Source organism: Butyrivibrio sp. (genome assembly GCF_024699075.1).
The window spans coordinates 1-16697 of record NZ_JAILQF010000367.1 but is presented as its reverse complement, the minus strand read 5'-3'; the positions used below and the strand labels follow the sequence as shown (position 1 = coordinate 16697).

Genomic DNA, 16697 nt, shown 5'->3' with positions numbered 1-16697 from the left:
GCGGCACCGCCTGGTATATTCAGTCCTCTTTTAACCCTTAGTCAGCTTGTGGTTTTCAGATCACTTGATAAGTAACCCTTTACTTATTGCATGATCCATGAGATGAATAAGTTCCATCGCACTCTGAAAAGTTCCCCTTTTATTCTCTTCAGTCCACACAACCACTCCCTGCCATGTGGCATGTTGTCTGTACCTGACCTGAATAACAAAGGTTCCGACCTCGCCTCTCATCTTCTGAAGGCGCTCGATCTTGTCTCCAAAGCTATCATCTCTTTTAATATTTGATTTTGTTGCTACGTGAGTACGCAGAAGGCTACGCTCATTCAATGCTCTCTGCGGGTAATTCCATCCGTCGTAAAGATCGTCCATGTGAATTACCATTTCATTGATACCTGTGAATTCAAACGGTTCAACATTATATGGCTCCCAAATCCTTCCACTAAAGTCTCCGTTCTCACATCTATCAATGCCCACACATATTAAGTTAGGTGCGTATAATTTCTGTTCTCTACTCTCCAGTACTTCCATGCCCCGGCTCCTTAAGAAACAGATGAGGCCTCTGTAGCCTCTTCGTTGTCGTTAACAGCGCTGTCCATCATCTTGATCAGCTCAAGAGTACTTCTGAAGACTTCCTTGCGTCCGCCTTCCGCCCAAGTGACTTTCCCCTGCCAACTACCTTTTTCCTGGTGCTGAATTTCCACTATGAACGTCCCTTTTTTGGCTTTACTGTCATTCAGCTTGTGAATGCTCATGAATCATCTCCCTTTCATTTAACATATTTCCCAAGAAATTTACTATACCTAGGTTAACATTTTAGTCATCATACAAAATATCATATTTTTATATTATTTTGATTTTTATTTGATGATTTTTAATAAAAAAGAAATGCAGGCATCTGCAATATTGCGGGTGCCTGCACTCTCTTATGAGGGGTATTGATGAGATATATAGTAAAAAGAACTAATGCTCAGGTTTTAGTTCTTTTACTATCCAACATATCAGTAGTATTAACTGCTGACATGTTGAATTATTACATACATACCTAAATCAAACCTAAAAATATTTTTAGTTTTAATTAATTAAATTCCCTGCTGCTCCATGCTTGCCATCATGCGTCTGTATGCGTCTTCTAAGCTATAGCATGGCTCCCAGCCGAGTGCTTTAAGCTTTTTATTTGAAAGCTTCATCTTAGTGTCAGCTGCATATCCGAACTTATTATCTTCGGGGATGTCAAATATTACCTTGATCTTACCACCTGCAAGCTGTTCAGATGCAAATTTAGCCATGCCTGCGATCGTTGTGTGTGTATCTTCATTGCTTACGTTGTAAGCATTTGAATTCTCACCCTTTATAAGTATAGTAAGAAGTCCTCTTATTGTATCTGCGGTATAGCAGTAATTACCTTCTGAAAGGCCTTTAGTATGAAGAACGATATCCTGATTGTTCATAACGCTTCTTGCAAACTGGGCGAAAACCCTGTTTTCTCCAGGAAGGATTCCTGCTCCGAAAGTCTGGGAAAGGCGTGCAATCTTTACAGGTATATCGAACTCCTTGGCATAAGCTATGCACATATTTTCACACATACGCTTTGTAAGCTGGTAATTGCTCCTTACTACCAAAGGATCGATATAGCCCATAACATCCTCAGTTACGTAAGTAGCTTCTGTAAAGCTTCCGTACACTTCCATTGAAGATATATAGACCAAAGAATTAACACCAAGCTTTCTTGCTACTTCAAGCATATTCTTAGTGCCATTTATGGCTGTATCTATGGTCTCGACAGGCTTTTCCACCATAGTCTTAGATGCTGTTACTGCAGCACCGTGAATGATATAAAAGGGAGCATCAGCTTTATTTACTCTTATATTATTATATGAAGATTCTACAGCCTTTATAATTCCCTCTTTATCATTAAGGTCGGCCTTAACGAAGGTAATATCTCCGCGGTTTGCAAGCTCTGCGTAAATAGACTTTGCTTTATCAGGATTCCTAACAAGCGCCATGATGCTTATATTAGTGCCTTTAAGCCTGTTCATGGCTGCAAGACTCTTAACCATCTGCATGCCAACAAGGCCTGTTGCACCTGTTACAAGGATGATCGAATCCTGAAGATTATTAATAGGAAGATCATCGCTTAAAGCTGTGTTCTCAAGATCCTCCTGAAGAGTTGAATCTAATGGACTTTCTATAATGCTGCTGTTGTAAATATTCATATTAGCCCCCATTTCTTGGCATTTTATTATAAAAAGCGCTGAGAACATAACATTCTCAGCCGCTATATCATTACTAACCTGTTATTTCTCAGAACTCTTGGCTTTTGCCTTAGCAGCGCGTTCAGCTGCCTTTCTGTCCTTCTCTTCCTCTTCCTTCTTAAGACGAATCTTGTAGCCTTCTGCAAGCTTTGCAATATCGCCATCATTTTTAGGAAGCTTCTTGGTCATAAGGAATTCTTCGTAGGCATCGCAGTAAAGGTCAACTTCATCTGTGAATGCTACCTGCTTACCATGATCGAGCCATAAGATCTTATTGCAGAGCTCTCTGACCTGAGATATCGAATGGCTTACTAGAAGTCCTGTAACACCGCTATCAAGGATCTCTTTCATCTTGTCTCCGGATTTCTTCCTGAAAGCTCCGTCACCAACTGACAATACTTCATCAAGGATGATGATATCAGGATTAACAAGACAAGCAATAGAGAAGGCAAGTCTTGATTTCATACCGGATGAGAGCTGCTTGAATTCATAGTCCTGGAACTCCTCAAGCTCAGCGAATTTTATGATCTCATCATATTTCTCATCAAGGAACTGTCTTGTATATCCAAGGAGTGCGCCACGAAGATATGTATTTTCTTTAACAGTCATATCACCGTCAAATCCGCTTGCAAGCTCAAGTAGTGCTGCGATATTACCCTTTGTATGAAGTTCTCCATAGGTTGGGATCATAATACCTGTTACAGCCTTTAAAAGTGTAGACTTTCCGGCGCCGTTAGATCCGATTATACCAAGCATGTCTCCCTTTTCAAGCTTGAAGGTTACATCCTTATCAGCCCAGAATTCCTTGACATGATAGTTACCCTTTAAGTGGCGAATAACATATTCTTTTAAACCGATTGCTTTAAAGTCACCCGTCATATAACGGATGCTAACATTATTACATTCTATAACTGCCATAACTGTTATCCTCTTATAAATAGTACAGGAAAGCGTGATTATTCTTCTTATAGATAAGTCCGCCTATAAGAAGGCTGAGTCCTGCATAGAAAAGACACAGAAGATGATACTGGAATGAAGGAATTATTCCGTCCATCATGATCACACGGAAATATTTAATATATACATATACCGGATTTAATAAGAACAGATGCTGTCCGGTTGGTGAGAACTTCTCTACAGAGTAGAATATCGCTGATACGTATGTAAGAAGTGTAAGTACAATATCATAAAGATATCTTATATCTCTGAAAAATACGAACATAGCAGAAAGAATAAGTCCTACGCCTATATTAAGTCCCAGCACACATAAGATTGGGAAGATAATAAGAATCTGCTGCGGATGGAAAGTGATCCCATCAAAAGCACAGAAAATAAAGTATACAACAAGTGTAAGACCAAAGTTAACAAGTGCTGATACGTTCTTGGATAAAAGGAACATATACTTTGGCACATTGATCTTGGTAAAGATCTTTGAATTATTAACAAGACTGGTCATACCATTCTTGGTAGATTCCTTGTAATAAGAAAGTACAAGCTGTCCACTAAAAAGATATGTTACATAATGCTCCATTCTATCTCCAAAGAGTCTTGAAAAGACCATATACATAACAAGTAAAGTAAGAAGTGGGGAAAGAATACTCCAACCCATTCCAAGGATACTTCTTTTATACTTCTGTTTAAAATCTCTTTTTACCAGCTCTTCGAAAAGGAACTGATACTTTTTACATTTTTCAATTATCTTTTTCATTTTTACTATCCACTAAAATGGCTTTTAGGCCCCTCATAATAGTTGGTGACACCTTCTTATAAAGAAGTGCCAGCACTTCTACAACAAATGCAGTTACAAATGAACAGGCAACATATATAAGTGTCTTTTCCTGCTTACTTAAACTATCACTTAGTATCATATTCAGATTCTGAGCATAATAGATATGCGAAAAGTACATTGCCGTTGAGAATCGTCCAAGTACCATACAGAATCTGTTGTTATATATATCTGACATGATTCCGACCTGCGCAAATGACAGCATTATCGAAATTGTCATGACCATCAGGAAGAAATAATCATATTTGCCAGGTGTATCGTAATACATATATATAATCGCCACAAGGTAGCCTGCAAGCTGCATTATTTCGAATATGATCTTTGCAATAGGTGTCCAGTTAACATTCCTTATCTTTCTTACTATGTCAAAGGACCATATTCCTATACAAAGCTCTGCAAATGCTCTTAAATTGCCCTTAAATATAAATCCATAAATCTTAGCCGGATTTCTTGGATGTCCGTCAACTATGCACATGCTTCCAAGAAGCATCAGCGCTATAAGAGGGCACCATATCTTCCTCATCATATGAGGAAATTTCCTAAGTAATGGATACAATATCGTCATGCATATAAGCATTGAGGATATATACCATATAACTCCATCAAGTCCGCCATAGAAGATACCTGTCATCTTGAGAAGTGCAAGTTCCCAAAAGTCCTGTACGAACTCAACCAAAGCCTGCCTAAAAGTCATATGGTTTAATATGATAACTGCAATAAGTCCTATAAACCATGCTATAGGGAACTGAGGAAGTACAGCTCTTATCTTCTTTTTGATAAAAGAAACTGTTTCATTAGCCAGGTTCTTATCAACCGGAATTGTATTATAACTTTTGGAAGCTACTATGCGGTCTACAGAATTCATCATCAGATAGCCAGAAACTATGAAGAAGAATTCTACGCCAAGCGATCCTCCAAGAAAATAACAATTATCATCACCCAAAAGATATCTGGAATGATGAAGCAGTACAATAAAGGCGAAGACAAAACGTAGTAGTTCTATTCGGCCATTTCTCCGGCTTTTTGTTTTTTCTGCCATAATTACCTCTAATAATTTACGCTAATAACCTAAATGAGGGCGCAAAGGTACAATCCCCATGCGCCCTAACTATTTTAACCAAGAAGTTTCATAAGTCTGTCAACAATTCTCTCGCTGGCGTGACCATCATCCATACATCCCTTACCATCAAGGAATTCCTTAACTTTCTTAGCATACAGTTCCTCATCAAAAGAACGTACATTGTCCATCATTTCTTCATTGCATGTAGCAACAGGGAATGGAGACTCTTCAAGCTTGAAGTAGAATCCACGTTCATTGTTATAAATATCTACGTCTCTTGCATAGATAAATCCAGGCTTTCCACTGAGAACGAAGTCATATATCCATGAAGAATAGTCTGTGATTCCGCAATCAACGAATGAAAGAAGTTCCTGAATATCAGGAAGATCTGTTACATCGATAACACAGTCCTGATTAAGCTTGTTCTGTGTCTTCTCTTTCTTCTTATCATTGTCATGATAACGAAGAAGAATCTTCCACTCACCACCGAAGCGCTCTTCAAGAGCCTCAACAAGTCTGTCACAGTTAAGGTCATAAACCTCGAAATTGTGAGTATCACGGAATGTAGGTGCATAGAGGCAAAGCTTTGTCTCAGGATCAAGGCCTCTTTCTTCGAAGAAGTCTTTCTTCCACTGCTCTCTCTTTTCCTTATATGTATCAAAGAAGATATCATTTCTTGCATGTCCAAGACGCATGATCTTGGTCTGGGGCCAGAAGGTCTCTCTGAATACATCCTCTTCAAACTTTGAATTGGATATGCAATAGTTGGTAAGCTTACCTGTACGTACTGCTGCTTCAGGCCATGAAAGGTTTGTATTATAGTGATCAAGGTCGAAACGCTTGATACCAAGACTTCCGTGCCATGTCTCAAATACGCGCTGTTCCTTCTTAACAGGGAAGGGATAGAACTTATCACCAAGAAGTGAATTGATAATAATAACATGTGAAGAGCATGCTGCTACGAAATATTCATAACTGTTCATCTTAACAATATGAACATTAGGAAGATCCGGAACATAACCTCTTGTATTCATATTTGTAACGCCCCAGTAAATCTCAACGTTTGCATCACGCTTTATAAGCTCCTCGCAGATATACTTAGGGTTACAGGAATAGCTGTGATTGAATGTAATGAACATTATCTGGTTATGAACAACAGGTGTATTCTGTGATAAAACCTTACGGTTTTCATAACCTATTGAACGGTCAACCCATGTCTTAGTCTGCTTCCAGGCTACTCCCATTCTCTTGAAGAATCTTCCTTCTACAGCTGCGGGGAAGATTCTCTTTGCTTTTCTCTTTACAATCTGAACTACTGGCATTATAAATCTCCTAAATATTACTATTTACACGTCAAACTACTATGTCAAAATTACAGTCCGAAGATCTGCTGATTCTCACGGGCATCAATTATAGCACGGAACATATAGAAGTCAACCGGAGTTGTGATCTTAATGTTCTCAGCACGTCCTTCTATAGTGAAGAGCTTATGTCCATAATATTTCATCATGCTCGCAGAATCAATAAAGTCATCTTTCTGCTCTTCAATAGCCTTTGTATGGCATGCCATGATATCTTTGATATGGAAGCACTGAGGTGCTCTTGCCATAAGGCACTGCTTACGATCTATGATACGTCCGACTTCTCCATCAGACTCGTTATCAAGGAAGATTGTCTCAATCGCAGGAGTAACTGTGATAGCATTACCCTTTGTGTTGGCACATTCTATTGCCTTACTGATAGTATTAGGATCAACCAAAGGACGAACACCATCATGTATAAGTACTACGTCATCATCTCCATACATTGAAGAGATTGACTTAAGTCCGTGATAGATTGACTCCTGACCTGAAGAACCGCCGGGAACTATAGCACGTACCTTGGTGATGTTAAACTGTTCACAGTACTTCTTCATTTTAGGAATCCACTCTTCAAGACATGCAATAACGATTCCGTCTATATCAGGATGGTTCTCGAACTTCTCAAGAGTATATATTATGAGCGGCTTGCCATACAGAATAAGGAACTGTTTAGGCACTGCCTTTGAATTCATACGTTTACCGGTACCTCCGGCAAATATTAATGCTGCATTCATTTGTAAATCCTTTCATGCCCTTATATGGGCCAGGAGCAATCTTCATAATATAGAAGGTTATCTCCCATCACTACTATTTCTTTTTTCCTCAAGACTTAGATAAAAAGGCTTAAAGAAAATATGTTTTTCGATCTGATCAGGCGAAGGCAACTTCATATAATCGCCATACAGATTTTTCAAATACAGATCGGTATTGCGCGGAACTCTGTACAAATTACCATCATACAACACTTTTCTCGTTCTGCAAACATCTTTTCGCAAATACATCTCTCCAAAGAAGTATTTACGACCTGTAGGAACAGTAATATATTTGGAATGATCATTCTTGCAGATGCGGTTCATGTTGTCTCCGGCTCTTACAAGAGTATCAAGAGAGATAAAAGAAATCAAGAAGCCGATAAGGATCTTCATCCTGAATATCTTCGCCATCTTGTCCTGACCTGCATCTGCAGCCATCTTCATCATCTCATTTCTATCCCTATAGAACTTCCTGCATGACACAAGAAATCCCAATCCACAACATCCTAATCCGTGAAGGTTTCTGATGAGTGCATTGTTAAAGGTATTCTCCATGACAAAGAGGTCGATGAAAGCTCCTGCTTCTTTGTTTTTAAAATCTTCTCGCGTTACGACACTGGTTCCTTTGAGCCTTATCCTGGAGAGCAAAAGGTTATAGCCTTTGGTTCCCTGAGGAGTGTGTATCCAATATTTCCACCCGAATTTTCTTGTGAAAACAGGGATAAATCTCTCATAATCTCTTCTAGGCATGTTGATATCAATATCATCATCCCACGGAATAAAGCCATGATGCCTTACAGCGCCAAGCGCTGAACCACCACCAAGTGTATAGGTTATGTGATTTTCTTCGCATACAGATACAATATCTGCAAGGATCATGTTAAGTGTCTTCTGGAGCGCCTTAAGCTGATCATCATCTAAGACAACATTGCCTGCTGACTCCATATGCTTAAACGCATTTACAGTTGAAAGTGACAAGGTACGCCTTCCTTTGGTCTAATAGTATAGACTATCGGATTCTTTTGTTCTTAAAAACATTTGTAGTTCCGGACAAGTCCAGAACTACAAAATAATTACTCTTTATACTTCATACTTCTCATGGAAAAGCTTAGCTCGAAGGAATTTACTTATCTTCTTGACCCAGTCTATTTTTTCCATGTATACATATGGAAGGATCTTCACTTCAGAGCGGTCGATTCGACCTGTCTCTATCTGATAATCAAGCCATACGTTAAATATGATCTCACTTACTCTTCCACAATATCTACCCTGGAAGTGAGACATGTGTCTTACGTCAATCTTCTTCTCAAGCTCTTCAAGAATATTAAAGAGCCATGTGCAATATTCATTAAGAAGCTCACGGTCCATGATCATCATGTTGAACATGTGTCCACTTGTCTGACGAAGGACCTTATCATAAGTCTCAATGTATTCAGGATACATCTGAGATATGATTCCTCTTGTAACATAAAGGTGTTCTATATAGTGAGTATGCTGATAATGTGAATACAGCGACTCTATAACATAATGACGCTTGGTTGGAAGGAATACACGATACTTGCCAAGCATAGGCTGAAGCTCACGGCGAAGCAGTATCTTTCCTTTAGGGTTTCTTGATGATCTGAAACCGCCAAAATAGCGTCTGTAATGACAAAGTCCTATATAATCCGCATCAAGATTCTTCCAAGCCCAGTACAGACCTGTAAGCTCACAATAAAGCGGATTCTTCTCTGATATGTTGTCACCCTCATTATCCTTCTGGTATCCAAGATCTTTAGGATTGCCATTGGCATCCTTATCAAGAGCTGCACCAACCTGCATAGGTATATACATCTTACTATGAGGCATCCAATATTTCTTATGAGTGTTGACTATTATCTTTACTGACTGATACTTTTTCATAATTTTCCTCTAGTTAGGTGTCGGAATCAAGTCCACTTGGTTAATATACTGTAACAGAAACTTTTTCTTGTTCATATTTCCGATAGCCACTCTTTGGCTCGAAAAAAGGTACACCACCCCGTGTACCTCTCTCTTCCCTAACTATAGGTTAATATATCATAAAGACGTCAATGTGTCATTGACAATTGTGATAAAAGTAAACTTTTTTTGATAAATTTTTTGTAAATTTTAATAAAAGATGAACAAATTATGAACTCCAGATCATTTTGCCTCTCCCTCAAGCTCTGACGGGAGCTCTGCAAGTGATACAACGCTATATTTAAAATCAGCCCTTGAACCTGCAATCTCTTTAAGCTTCTTATTGATACGACGATAAATGATATCGCAGTCTTCCTGGCTTGTACCCACAAGAAGTATAAGGAACTGGCTGTTTGAGTACTTAGTGAAGGTATCTCCCTGACGAAGCGTACTGTGAATAGCTTCCCAAAGGGCCTGGCTTCTTGCACGAAGCTTGTCCTGATTGCGGATCATCTTGCCTTCATAGTCAACCAAAGTACAAAGCATCATAAATACTGAATATCCGGTTCTCTCCATATTCCTTGAAAGGATATGATAAGCATCAATAAAGCTTGGATATGAGCAGTCATAAGCACCTTCATCATTTGATGAATCAAGAGATCTTCTATCCTGAGTCATCTCAGCCTGAATCTGGTGAATCTGTCCAGGTGCATTATCAATCTTGGCACTCATCTTGTGATATACATCAAGCAGTTTCTCAGGGATAGGAAGACCAAGCTCAGTTGTATAGTAAGCAACTGTAGTGTCATAAACTCTTAATGCATTCTTATAATCACCTTTAGCTATAAGTGTCTCTATCTGACCAACCTGCCAGTCATTTTCAGGATATATCTCTGCTGCACGGCCATAGATGTGGTAAGCCTCTTCATATTCTTTTCTGGAAAGGATATATTCGCCAAGCCATGCTACAACTTCATCATACATCTTACGAAGTGTAACACTTTCCATTATGACCCAGGTCTCTGTTGAAAGAGCCGGAAGAAGCTCTCCCTGATAGAGTTCAAAAGCCTTGCTGTAATACTTATATTTAAGTTCATCGTCCTCTGTATCGCGACCTTTTCTGAAATTATCTTTGAATTCCAGAGCATCAACCCATACAGGCACTGCCGGATCGATAACGAACATCTTCTTGTGCTTCTTGACATAGCTTTCCTGCGGAAGACCTGCTGCGACCATCTGCTTACGCATCTGATAAAGAAGATTATTGAAGCTGTTACTTATATTAAGAGTCTCTTCTTCGCCATACAAAGCTGAGATAAGCTCATCTTTATAAACACCCTTATCGCCCTGGAGCCATACAATCTGCAAAAGCTGAGTAAACTTCGATGCGTTATTACGTCCCGGAGTTACCTCTTTGCCATCATAAATAAGTGAGAACTTACCCAGAAGCCTTACTTGCAATACTTTTTCATCCGCGTTGGTGTTTTCCATAGTCAGGTCCTTCCCCTCTTCCAATACTCTTTAATACTCTCAATACCCTTTTGAAAAATAAGCGATATGTCTGCTTAGAAAACCACAGAATTCCGCAAAATTGCTTTGATCAAAATTCAATTATAAACAGTATAACACATTTTACTTAATCATCATATTTACATCTAAAAATTTTTTTAAGATGTTTTTTTATAATTATTGCTGATCTCATCAAAATCACTTTATATTAATAAGTAAAACTTCCCACACCTAAAAGATATGGGAAGTTTTGTTATTTATTCTTCTTGCAATGTACAAGATAGCAAGGAAGGCCTACAAATACCATTCCTCCAAGTATGTTTCCTATGGTGACAGGAATCTGGTTAGCGAAGAAGCCACCAATGCTGAGTCTTGCAAGCTGATCTGCTGTGATCCCGTATACTTCCGCAGCTTTTGCAGCATAGTTTTCATTAGATGCAGCAATGATTCCGACAGGGATATAGTACATATTTGCAACGCAGTGTTCAAAGCCTCCTACTACGAATGCCATAATAGGAAAGAATATTGCCCATACTTTACCGCCTATGTCCTTTGCTGCTGTTCCCATAAGTATAGCTGCGCAGACAAGTATGTTACACAAAATTCCTGATGCTATACCTTTAACAGGGCTGATAGAACATTTGCCAAGTGCAACTTTAATTGAATATGCTCCAAGAAGGCCTGAAGAATAATCAAGATTACCTGAAAAATAAGTGAGAGCTGCAATTATAAGCGCTCCAACAAGGTTAGAAAGCCAGATGATGCAAAGGTCTCTTACTACCTTGCCCCATGAAAATCTGTGATCCATAGCTCCCATTGATGTAAGACAGTTACCTGTAAAGAGTTCTCCACCTATAAAGGTGATGAGCATAAGTCCAACAGGGAATATAAGACCTGATACGAATCTTGAAAGACCTACATTATCAACAGAATGTGCTGCAGTTGAACTTGTAGCTGCGCCAAGAGCAATAAATGCTCCGGCCATAATTCCAAGAAGTATCATCTTTGAAAGCGGAAGGCTTACTTTGGTCTCGCCTCCTTTAATATTAGTTTCGATAACCTGAGCGGGTGAATTAAATAAATTGTCCATTGTATTAAATTATCTCCTCGTTAAAAAAATCACAGTACATTATATCAGATAATCTCTCCCATGTGAAACCTAATGGACAGAAATCCCCTACCAAAAAGGGCCTGACCCTCAAGTAAACTACCCATCACCTAAAGGTAATGGGTAGTTAGCTACATCATTATAAAAATATCAACATATTTTTTCTTGTTCAATCACCTGATAACAACAAAGTCTGTGATCCTTGCAGCATCTTCAGAAGAATCCGCCATAAAGCTTACAGGTATCACAAGATACTCTTTGCCATAAGCAGTTATAAGCTCAGTCTTTTTGACAAGGTCAAGCGGAAGCTCTATATCAATTGTATATTTAGATGCATCTGTATCTTCTACATACTTACTATGATCAAGAACTTCATTATATATAAGAGTATCCGCTGCTTTGATCATAAGCTTTAAGCCGTCATCTTCAGTAAGTACAGTTACGCTTAATGTATTAACTCTTCCAGGGTTAACAACCATGCGGTAAGTAAAGCTTCCGCCTTTAATAGCCCTTCTACTTGTAATAGGGCTTGTAGTTCCTACGCTGCCATTATCTGCCATCTTATGAAGATCATCATTTTCATACTGGCCATAGCCCGCTTCTATCATATCAAGGACGTTTGCTTTATTATTTTTCCTTACTGCCTTATCATTTTGCTGCTCTAAAGAAGTCATATAATAAAAGTATATTCCGTAGCGATGTCTGTATTTAAGGTAGTGAGGAGCAAATATATAGTCAGATCCTGAAATCTTAAAAGCCATTTGCCCGGACGGATTCATCACAGGCTTCACGTATTCTGATACAGCCTTAGAAAACTGCGCTGCTGTCATTCCATCAGGAATAATGATATATTCTGAATCCACAATCTTCTCTGCAGGAATAGTTACATCAACTCCTGTTGTTGTAGTACTAAGATCCTTATCTCCAAGATCTGCAGAAAGGACATACGGGCCATAGCAAAGAGCCATACAGGAGTTTTCATCTGGAAGCGCCCTTGTATATATTTTCATAGGAAGTCTTACGCTTACAAGGTCTCCTTCTTTAAGCTCATCTTCTATAACTACAAATCCATTAGAATCAGAACATTTTGCTACTTTATCATTAACCTTAGTCTTAGAACATTTTGCTTCTATATCATTAACCTTAGTCTTAGAACATTTTGCTTCCTTATCATTAACCTTTACTTCTATATCGCCGTCTATCCAGCAAGGAATTCTCAGAGCAAGCTTCCTTCCATCATAGCCTTCTCCAATAGTGATCTTAACAAGATCTGAGCTAAGTAGATCAGCTTCAATTTTATAAACAAGTTCTTGTCCCATATTATATAGGAAGGAACTCATGTACATGCCAATGTAAATATTCGCATCATCTTCATAGAAGAAGCTATCGCCAAGCTTTGTAAAGTTCTCCATTCCGGTTCCTGTACAGCACCAGAATTTATTATATCTTTCGCCGTAAACCTTGAAGTAACCGGTAGACATCGGCTGAAAATATGTAGTCATACCACTCTCAGGATTCTGAGAAGACAGGATTGAATTAATGAAGGTATTCTCATAATAATCAAGATACTTGGAACTGCCTGTAACTTCAAAAAGAGTCTTCGCAAGTTTTAGCATATTGTAAGTATTGCAGGTCTCGTTATTGGCATTGGTGCGCTCTGCATCAAGTACGTTATCAAGACCGAAATGCTCCCATTCGCTGTTGCCGCCTGTTGCATAGGTATGTTTATTTACAACCATGTCAAAAAAAGCTTCTGCATAAGCCAGATATTCTGAGCAGTCTACCACGCTGCCATCAACCTCTTTGCCATGAAGAGCAACATATCTTCCTATAGCACCCAGAAATTTAGGGATTGTAGTATTAGCATGAAGTCCGTCAAGAGCATTGGGAGAACCTTCTGCTATTCTCTTAAAAAGCTTATCCTGGTCAAAAAAGTGAGCTGCCTTTGCATACTTAATATCGCCTGTGCACTTATAAAGCTCATATAAAGCATCATTCATTCCGCCATATTCTGTAGACAGAACCACCTCATTAAGTTCAGGACTCCAGGATGATGCCCTGTCATAAGTCCAGTCACCTAAACCTTTGGCAAGGGTAAGAGCATCTTCACTTCCTGTAAATTTATAAACATCAATAATTCCTGCAAGGATCTTGTGCATGGTATACCACGGAACCCAGGCCTCAGTTATTATATTGGTCATGCGCTTTTCAACATTATCGAACTGAATCTCAACATTGTCTCTGTCAAGAATAGCAGCACCAAATATAAAGCCTTTCTTTCCCTTGGAATTGTCCTGACATTCAAGAAGTGATGTGATCATATAATCTATCTTATCCTTGATCTTGTTCTTAACATCTAAAGATGCGCACCTGTTCACATAACTTTGAGCAAGCGCTGTAAGATAGTGCCCCATTGTATGTCCGCCAATAAGCATATTCTCCCAGCCTTCATATCTTACAGCACCCTTTGTATCAATTCCTGCAGTATCCCTAAATCCTGCAAGCATCTTATCATCATCTATAGAAAGAAGATAATCGATCTCTTTATCAAAGGCATTGACCATATAGGGATCAGTAACTTCTACATTTTCCAGTTCAATACTTTTTATTCTTTTAGTATTAATTGACATATTCCCTCCATCTACCATATATACATTCTCTAAAAAATTGATCAGCTTATTACTTTCTGTTCTTAAGAAAACATAGCATGAACCATCTATATAAAAAAGAGCACTTTGCTATTTTAGGTGTCATTTTTTCTCTATTTACAAAATGACACCTAAATATTATATTTAAAGTGTAAATAAAACGTATTTATCGCAATTATAGCCATATTTCAAGTTTCAAACACCGCAATATCCGGCAATAAAGTGTCATTTAGTTAGATTTGGTGTTATTAAATACTCTATCCTGATAAAACGCGATATTCAAGCACTTACCAAGCACAATCATTATATTGAGGTGTAATTTTTATACTTATATGCTTTACCTTGATATTTGCAGTATATAGAGGTGTGATTTTTTACTAGCCAAACTTACTGTTATCTCTTCATCAAATGGAAGCACAATTTTTAAGAGGAAACCAATGAAGTTAATTCCGATAGCACTTTATTCACTATATTCGTATCACTATACAGGAAAGTTCAAAGCTCTTTCGTCAGAATGGCAGCACAATAAAACTTCCCTCAAAGATTATGAACTTATAATCATGACAGAAGGTGAGCTGTATCTTAGATATGACGGCAAAAATTATACTGTCAAAAAGGGAGAATACCTCCTTCTTCCGCCATCAGAAAACGGATTCAGAGAAGGTTTCAAGAAAGCTTACTGCTCTTTTTACTGGATGCATTTTGTAACAGATCACAGCAGCAAGGTTCCTTATGAGATAAGTCCAGGTAACCCCAGAATCAAAGAAATAGACACATCCAAATACGGCTTCATCCCTCAAAGCGGTGCTATTGCATCCCCAGAGAGAATCCTTGTTATGATGAAGCAGCTTCAGGACATGGTCAAGAACAATTATCCAACTGTATCTCTAAATGCAATGGTGACAAGTATAATGATGGAACTGTACGGAGAGATTACGGTAGGAGCTCCGTCTTCTAAAGATCCAGCAGCCAAGAAGCAGATATATCTGGATATCATAGACTATATTCAGACCAATATATCGAGAAAAATAAAGATTTCAGAAATTGCAGATTCTTTTGGATATAATCCAAAATATCTGTCACATCTTTTTGTAGAAATAAGAAATATCCCACTTAAGCAGTTCATCATAAGCCAGAAGATGGATGCTGCCAATTTCATGCTTGCAGATAATGATAAAACAGTATCACAGATAGCAAACGATTTGGGATTTTCTGATGTTCATAACTTCGCAAGAGCATACAAAAAGTATACAGGGCTTACGCCAAGCGAATACAGAAATGCATTCGCAAAGCGCATGCTATTTCATGTGTAAACAACACATAACTTTATTGATAAAGGAGTTTCCAGCTATACAATTATATACAAAAAGTATATACAATTTAAGAGCATATAAGCTGCTCTACTTCTTCTCTTAATGGCATAACCTTAAGCGCACCCTTTCTTGTAGTTACGATGGATGCTGCAGCATTGGCAAAGATCAGCATGTCTTTAAGATCATATTCATCAAGATTATCAAGGCCATTATCTAGCACATAATTAAGAATACATGCGCCAAAAGTATCACCTGCGCCTGTAGTTTCAATAGTATCTTCTCTTACAAAGGCAGGAACCTCTATTCTTAAGTCTTTGTAATAGACTCTGCTACCATCTTTTCCCATAGAAAGAGTTATAAGCTTTGGCGCATACTGCTTTCTAAGCTCATTTATCCCCTCATCAAAGTCATCTTTACCTGTAAACCATCTGATCTCATTATCTGATATCTTGAGAATATCACAGACCTTGATTCCTTTACTTATCTCCTGTCTTGCATGATCAAGGCTATCCCATAAAGGCTGTCTTAAATTGGGATCAAAGCTTATTATGGCACCGCTTCTTCTAGCTATATCTATAGCTTTAAAGGTTGCCCTCTCACATTCACTGCTTGTCATTGAAAGACTTCCGTAGTGGAATATCCTGCAGTTTCTGATAAGATCTTCATTAAGGTCATCTTCTGTAAGCATCATATCTGCTCCGGGATTTCTATAAAAAGAGAAATCTCTGTCACCATCTTCAAAGGTCTTAACAAAGGCAAGTGTTGTATTTACGCTATTGTCTACAACAAGGCCAGAGCTATCTATTCCAACCTGCTTTATAGCATTTTCAAGCTGCCTTCCAAAAATATCATTTCCAACTTTTCCAATAAAGGCAGTTGATTTTCCAAGTTTTGTAAGCATGGAAAGAACATTACAGACTGCTCCGCCAGGATTAGCCTCCATTACAGGATTGCCATACTGGCTTATACCATTTTCAGTAAAATCTAT

The 16697-nt window shown here is 38.4% G+C and carries 15 protein-coding genes; 1 reads left to right on the top strand and 14 read right to left on the bottom strand.

Features of this window, described 5'->3' with window-relative positions:
* Positions 1 to 60 precede the first annotated feature (60 nt).
* From K6G87_RS14740 to K6G87_RS14680, 13 genes are all read right to left on the bottom strand, one after another.
* Positions 61 to 528 (bottom strand): hypothetical protein, encoded by a 468-nt coding sequence (locus K6G87_RS14740; protein WP_296838877.1) that lies wholly within the window; start codon positions 526 to 528, stop codon positions 61 to 63.
* Positions 529 to 539: 11 nt separating this feature from the next.
* On the bottom strand, positions 540 to 752 hold the full coding sequence (locus tag K6G87_RS14735; protein ID WP_296838874.1) for a hypothetical protein: 213 nt from the start codon (positions 750 to 752) through the stop codon (positions 540 to 542).
* A 327-nt stretch (positions 753 to 1079) separates the two neighbouring features.
* The gene (locus K6G87_RS14730; RefSeq protein WP_296838872.1) at positions 1080 to 2213 is read right to left on the bottom strand and encodes an NAD-dependent epimerase/dehydratase family protein; all 1134 of its coding nucleotides are present in this window, start codon (positions 2211 to 2213) and stop codon (positions 1080 to 1082) included.
* A gap of 81 nt (positions 2214 to 2294) precedes the next feature.
* The gene (locus K6G87_RS14725) at positions 2295 to 3170 is read right to left on the bottom strand and encodes an ABC transporter ATP-binding protein (RefSeq protein ID WP_330669878.1); all 876 of its coding nucleotides are present in this window, start codon (positions 3168 to 3170) and stop codon (positions 2295 to 2297) included.
* Positions 3171 to 3183: 13 nt separating this feature from the next.
* Positions 3184 to 3960 carry an ABC transporter permease gene (locus K6G87_RS14720; RefSeq protein ID WP_296838869.1) on the bottom strand — a complete coding sequence of 259 codons (777 nt, stop codon included), beginning with the start codon at positions 3958 to 3960 and terminating at the stop codon, positions 3184 to 3186.
* The gene (locus K6G87_RS14715; protein WP_296838867.1) at positions 3944 to 5077 is read right to left on the bottom strand and encodes an acyltransferase family protein; all 1134 of its coding nucleotides are present in this window, start codon (positions 5075 to 5077) and stop codon (positions 3944 to 3946) included. Before K6G87_RS14715 ends, K6G87_RS14720 begins: the two co-directional genes overlap by 17 nt.
* A gap of 74 nt (positions 5078 to 5151) precedes the next feature.
* Complete coding sequence (locus K6G87_RS14710; protein WP_296838865.1) at positions 5152 to 6420, bottom strand: CDP-glycerol glycerophosphotransferase family protein; 1269 nt, start codon at positions 6418 to 6420, stop codon at positions 5152 to 5154.
* A gap of 50 nt (positions 6421 to 6470) precedes the next feature.
* Positions 6471 to 7193: an IspD/TarI family cytidylyltransferase gene (locus K6G87_RS14705; protein ID WP_296838862.1), complete on the bottom strand. Its 723-nt coding sequence runs from the start codon at positions 7191 to 7193 to the stop codon at positions 6471 to 6473.
* A 57-nt stretch (positions 7194 to 7250) separates the two neighbouring features.
* On the bottom strand, positions 7251 to 8189 hold the full coding sequence (locus K6G87_RS14700) for a LicD family protein (protein ID WP_296838859.1): 939 nt from the start codon (positions 8187 to 8189) through the stop codon (positions 7251 to 7253).
* A 102-nt stretch (positions 8190 to 8291) separates the two neighbouring features.
* Positions 8292 to 9113, bottom strand: a complete 822-nt coding sequence (locus tag K6G87_RS14695) for a DUF4422 domain-containing protein (protein ID WP_296838857.1) — start codon at positions 9111 to 9113, stop codon at positions 8292 to 8294.
* A gap of 261 nt (positions 9114 to 9374) precedes the next feature.
* On the bottom strand, positions 9375 to 10622 hold the full coding sequence (locus K6G87_RS14690) for an AfsR/SARP family transcriptional regulator (protein WP_296838855.1): 1248 nt from the start codon (positions 10620 to 10622) through the stop codon (positions 9375 to 9377).
* A gap of 271 nt (positions 10623 to 10893) precedes the next feature.
* Positions 10894 to 11730 (bottom strand): formate/nitrite transporter family protein, encoded by an 837-nt coding sequence (locus K6G87_RS14685; RefSeq protein ID WP_296838853.1) that lies wholly within the window; start codon positions 11728 to 11730, stop codon positions 10894 to 10896.
* 191 nt (positions 11731 to 11921) lie between these two features.
* Positions 11922 to 14378, bottom strand: coding sequence for a glycoside hydrolase family 127 protein (locus tag K6G87_RS14680; protein ID WP_296838851.1), 2457 nt, complete (start codon positions 14376 to 14378; stop codon positions 11922 to 11924).
* Positions 14379 to 14833: 455 nt separating this feature from the next.
* Here K6G87_RS14680 and K6G87_RS14675 point away from each other — a divergent pair, with 455 nt between their 5' ends.
* Positions 14834 to 15709 carry an AraC family transcriptional regulator gene (locus K6G87_RS14675; protein WP_296838849.1) on the top strand — a complete coding sequence of 292 codons (876 nt, stop codon included), beginning with the start codon at positions 14834 to 14836 and terminating at the stop codon, positions 15707 to 15709.
* A 67-nt stretch (positions 15710 to 15776) separates the two neighbouring features.
* Here the strand turns inward: K6G87_RS14675 and K6G87_RS14670 are convergent.
* Positions 15777 to 16697, bottom strand: a 921-nt coding sequence (locus K6G87_RS14670) for a PfkB family carbohydrate kinase (RefSeq protein ID WP_296838846.1), incomplete at its 5' end; no start/stop codon positions are given.

Excerpts from the sequence above, each read along its gene's own strand:
- K6G87_RS14740 (WP_296838877.1), bottom strand. The coding sequence starts at position 528 with ATGGAAGTACTGGAGAGTAGAGAACAGAAATTATACGCACCTAACTTA.
- K6G87_RS14735 (WP_296838874.1), bottom strand. The coding sequence starts at position 752 with ATGAGCATTCACAAGCTGAATGACAGTAAAGCCAAAAAAGGGACGTTC.
- K6G87_RS14730 (WP_296838872.1), bottom strand. The coding sequence starts at position 2,213 with ATGAATATTTACAACAGCAGCATTATAGAAAGTCCATTAGATTCAACT.
- K6G87_RS14725 (WP_330669878.1), bottom strand. The coding sequence starts at position 3,170 with ATGGCAGTTATAGAATGTAATAATGTTAGCATCCGTTATATGACGGGT.
- K6G87_RS14720 (WP_296838869.1), bottom strand. The coding sequence starts at position 3,960 with ATGAAAAAGATAATTGAAAAATGTAAAAAGTATCAGTTCCTTTTCGAA.
- K6G87_RS14715 (WP_296838867.1), bottom strand. The coding sequence starts at position 5,077 with ATGGCAGAAAAAACAAAAAGCCGGAGAAATGGCCGAATAGAACTACTA.
- K6G87_RS14710 (WP_296838865.1), bottom strand. The coding sequence starts at position 6,420 with ATGCCAGTAGTTCAGATTGTAAAGAGAAAAGCAAAGAGAATCTTCCCC.
- K6G87_RS14705 (WP_296838862.1), bottom strand. The coding sequence starts at position 7,193 with ATGAATGCAGCATTAATATTTGCCGGAGGTACCGGTAAACGTATGAAT.
- K6G87_RS14695 (WP_296838857.1), bottom strand. The coding sequence starts at position 9,113 with ATGAAAAAGTATCAGTCAGTAAAGATAATAGTCAACACTCATAAGAAA.
- K6G87_RS14690 (WP_296838855.1), bottom strand. The coding sequence starts at position 10,622 with ATGGAAAACACCAACGCGGATGAAAAAGTATTGCAAGTAAGGCTTCTG.
- K6G87_RS14685 (WP_296838853.1), bottom strand. The coding sequence starts at position 11,730 with ATGGACAATTTATTTAATTCACCCGCTCAGGTTATCGAAACTAATATT.
- K6G87_RS14680 (WP_296838851.1), bottom strand. The coding sequence starts at position 14,378 with ATGTCAATTAATACTAAAAGAATAAAAAGTATTGAACTGGAAAATGTA.
- K6G87_RS14675 (WP_296838849.1), top strand. The coding sequence starts at position 14,834 with ATGAAGTTAATTCCGATAGCACTTTATTCACTATATTCGTATCACTAT.